The 3,272-nt window shown below is 70.1% G+C and carries 3 protein-coding genes; all 3 read right to left on the bottom strand.

The window, feature by feature from the left end; genetic code table 11:
- On the bottom strand, nt 1-735 hold a 735-nt coding region (locus IO24_RS0139895), incomplete at its 3' end, for a condensation domain-containing protein (RefSeq protein ID WP_244310235.1).
- Nucleotides 736-841: 106 nt separating this feature from the next.
- A complete protein-coding gene (locus IO24_RS0139890; protein WP_031144761.1) occupies nt 842-1,783 on the bottom strand; it encodes a TauD/TfdA family dioxygenase in 942 nt (313 codons plus the stop codon).
- Between the two features lie 82 nt (nt 1,784-1,865).
- Nucleotides 1,866-3,272, bottom strand: a 1,407-nt coding sequence (locus IO24_RS0139885; RefSeq protein WP_031144759.1) for an amino acid adenylation domain-containing protein, incomplete at its 5' end; no start/stop codon positions are given.

Below are 3,272 nucleotides of genomic sequence, written 5' to 3'. Positions count from 1 at the left end.
CGCGACCGGCGTGCCGATGGGGATGTCCGTCCCGGCGCCGAGGCGGTGCAGCAGCACACCCACAGCGGCCTGCAACACCATGAACACCGTCGTCTGCCGTGAACGGGCGAGCCCGATCAGCGCCCGGTGGAGCCCGGCGTCGATCTGCACCGGCACCGAAGCGCCGTCGTGCCCGGCCTGCTCCGGGTACGGGTGATCGGTGGGCAGTTCGAGACGCTCCGGCAGCCCGGCCAGCGCCTTCTTCCAGTAGCCGAGCTGGTCGGCGAGCACACTGTCCGGATCGTCCTCGTCCCCCAGCAACTCGCGCTGCCACAGGGTGTAGTCGGCGTACTGGACCGGCAACGGCTCCCATGCCGGAGCCCGGCCCGCACACCGGGCCGCGTAGGCCGTGCTCAGATCGCCGGTCAGGGGCCCCATCGACCAGCCGTCCCCGGCGATGTGGTGGATCACCAGGACCAGCACAAGCTCGTCCACGGCGTCGCCGAGGGTGAACAGGGCGGCGCGGATGGGCAGTTCCGTCGCGAGATCGAAGGACTGGTAGGGCCGGCCGTCCACATCGGGGAAGACCGTACGCAGCGCCTCGTGCCGCGCCACCACATCACCGAGCGCCGCCCGCAGGGCATCGGTGTCCAGCGCACCGGACAGACGCAGCACCACCGGCACGTTGTACGTGGGGCTGGGGCCCTCGAACCGGTACTGGAACCACAACCGACGCTGCGCGAACGACAACGGCACCATGTTCTTCTCGCGTTCCCCTCTGTCACAGCAGCAGCTCGAGCGCCGGTCTGTCCCCGCGCGATGGGATCCGGAACCGGAAGGCTCAGATCACCCGGATCTCAGGTCACCCGGACATGGCCACCAGGACGCGGCGCGGTCCCGTGTACGGGCGGCGGCCGTGCGCCACGGCCACGTTGTCGATCAGCAGCAGATCGCCGTCGTACCAGTCCACGTCCACGGCCGCGTCCAGGCCCTTGTCGCGTACGTGCGCCACGTACGCGTCGGGAATGGGCGTGCCGTCGGCGAACGTCACCGACTGCGGCAGCTCGTCCTCCGGCATCAGCTCGGAGAGCATCGTCGCGGTGTCGGCGTCGAGGCCGGCCAGGTGCCACTGGTCGAACTGGTTGAACCAGACCTCGTCGCCGGTGACCTGATGCCGGACGGTGGCGGGGCGCGACTGCGTCAGCCGGATGCCGCCGTCCGGCTTCCACTCCCAGGCGACGTCGGCGTCCGCGAGGTGCGCCTCGACCTCGTCCCGGTCGGAGGTCTCGAACGTGTCCTGCCAGCTCCGGCCGAAGCCGGCGCCGCTGTGCAGGTTCTGCGTGTAGCGGATCCCCTTGTCGAAGGCGGCCCTGACCTCCTCGTCCAGCGAGTTCAGCCACACCGTGCAGTCGACCACCGGGGTGGCGCCTCCGGTGGTGGGCCGGCGCTCGCAGTAGAAGGCGAGCCGGGAGGGCCAACGCCGCGCGTAGGACAGTTCGTTGTGCATGGAGATGGTGAACTCGGCCGGGTACTCGGTCGAGGTGTAGACGTTGCTGCCCACCTTGGTGCGGGGCGAGTTGCCGTGGACGTAAGCGAGACGGTTCGGCAGCAACAGGTCGAGCGCCGAGTCGACCTGTTCCTTAGACGTGCCGAAGCCGCGGAAGACGAGGGCCTTCTTCGCCAGCAGCAGCTCGCCCGTCTTCGCGGTGTCGCTCAACGCCGCCAGCAGGCCCTCGTGGTTCGCGGCCACCCCCACGGTGTCCGGTGTCACCACATGAGGCGTCCAGTCCCTCGGCTCGCTCACGCCACTTCTCCCCTGTTCCTTGTGCCTTTCGGCGCTACGGATGTCCGGCTCGTTCTGCTCCCGGCCACCGGCCGGGCTGTGCTCATGTCGTCTCGCGCGACCGCGGCCGCAGCTTGGGCCTGGCCCTCCCCGGGCTTTTGAGGTTCTCCGCCAGCTCCGCCACCGTCGGCCTGGTGAAGACCGTCCGCAGGTCGACCTCGGCGCCGACGACGGTTCGGATGCGCCCGACGAGGCGCGTGGCGAGCAGCGAATGACCGCCGAGCGCGAAGAAGTCGTCGTCGATGCCGACCGACTCCAGGCCGAGGACTTCGGCGAAGAGCCCGGCGAGTACCTCTTCGCGGTCGTTCCGCGGAGACCGGCTGACAGTGCCCGCGCCGGCCTGGTCGGGCGCCGGCAGCGCCCTGCGGTCCAATTTGCCGTTGGGCGTCAGCGGGAGACCGTCGAGGGCGACGACGGCCGTGGGCACCATGTACTCGGGCAGAGTCCGCCCCAGCTGAGCCCGCACGTCCTGCTGATCGAGGACCGCGCCGGCCTCCATCACCGTGTACCCCACCAGGCGGTGGTCACCGGGCCGGTCCTCACGGATCATCACCGCGGTTCCGGACACGCCTGGGCAGGCTGCCAGAGCGGCTTCGATCTCTCCGAGTTCGATGCGGAAGCCGCGCAGCTTGACCTGGTCGTCCGTACGTCCCAGATAGCGCAGGGCGCCATCGGCGTTCCAGGTCGCCAGGTCGCCGGTGCGGTACATCCGCGCGCCCGGCGCACCGTACGGATCGGCGGTGAAGCGTTCGGCGGTGAGGCCCGGCCGGTTCAGATACCCCCGTGCCAGACCTGCCCCGGCGAGATACAGCTCCCCGGGCACTCCCGGTGGCACCGGGCGCAGCCCCGCGTCCAGGACGTACACCCGTGTGTTGGCGATGGGCCGGCCGATCGGCGGGGCGATGTGCGGGTCGCCGTCCGTGGTGCAGGGGTGGAACGTGACGTCGACCGTCGCCTCCGTCGGCCCGTACAGGTTGTGGAGCCGCGCGGGCAGCAGGGAGTGGAAGCGTGCCACCAGATGGGCGGGCAGCGCCTCGCCACTGCAGAACACCCGCCGCAGGGACACGCAGCGCACGGCCGACGGTTCGCTCAGGAACGCGTCGAGCATCGACGGCACGAAGTGCGCCGTGGTGACGCTCTCGCTCTCCACGAGTCCGGCCAGGTACCGGGCGTCCTTGTGTCCGTCGGGCTTGGCCAGGACCAGGGACGCGCCCTGCGTCAACGGCCAGAAGAACTCCCATACGGACACGTCGAATCCGGCCGGCGTCTTCTGGAGGACCCGGTCGTCGGCCCCGATCCCGTACTCGGACTGCATCCACCACAGACGGTTGACGACCCCGGAGTGCGGGATGGTGACGCCCTTGGGTACACCTGTCGATCCCGAGGTGTAGATGACGTATGCCGGGTGGGCGGGGTCGGGTGTGGTGGTGGGGTCGGTGGTGTCGTGTCC

Origin of the sequence: Streptomyces flavovariabilis (assembly GCF_000725785.1) — a bacterium.
GTDB classification, from domain to species: domain Bacteria; phylum Actinomycetota; class Actinomycetes; order Streptomycetales; family Streptomycetaceae; genus Streptomyces; species Streptomyces hawaiiensis.
The sequence above is the reverse complement of the archived record's forward strand: the minus strand, read 5'-3'. Positions and strand labels throughout refer to the sequence as shown.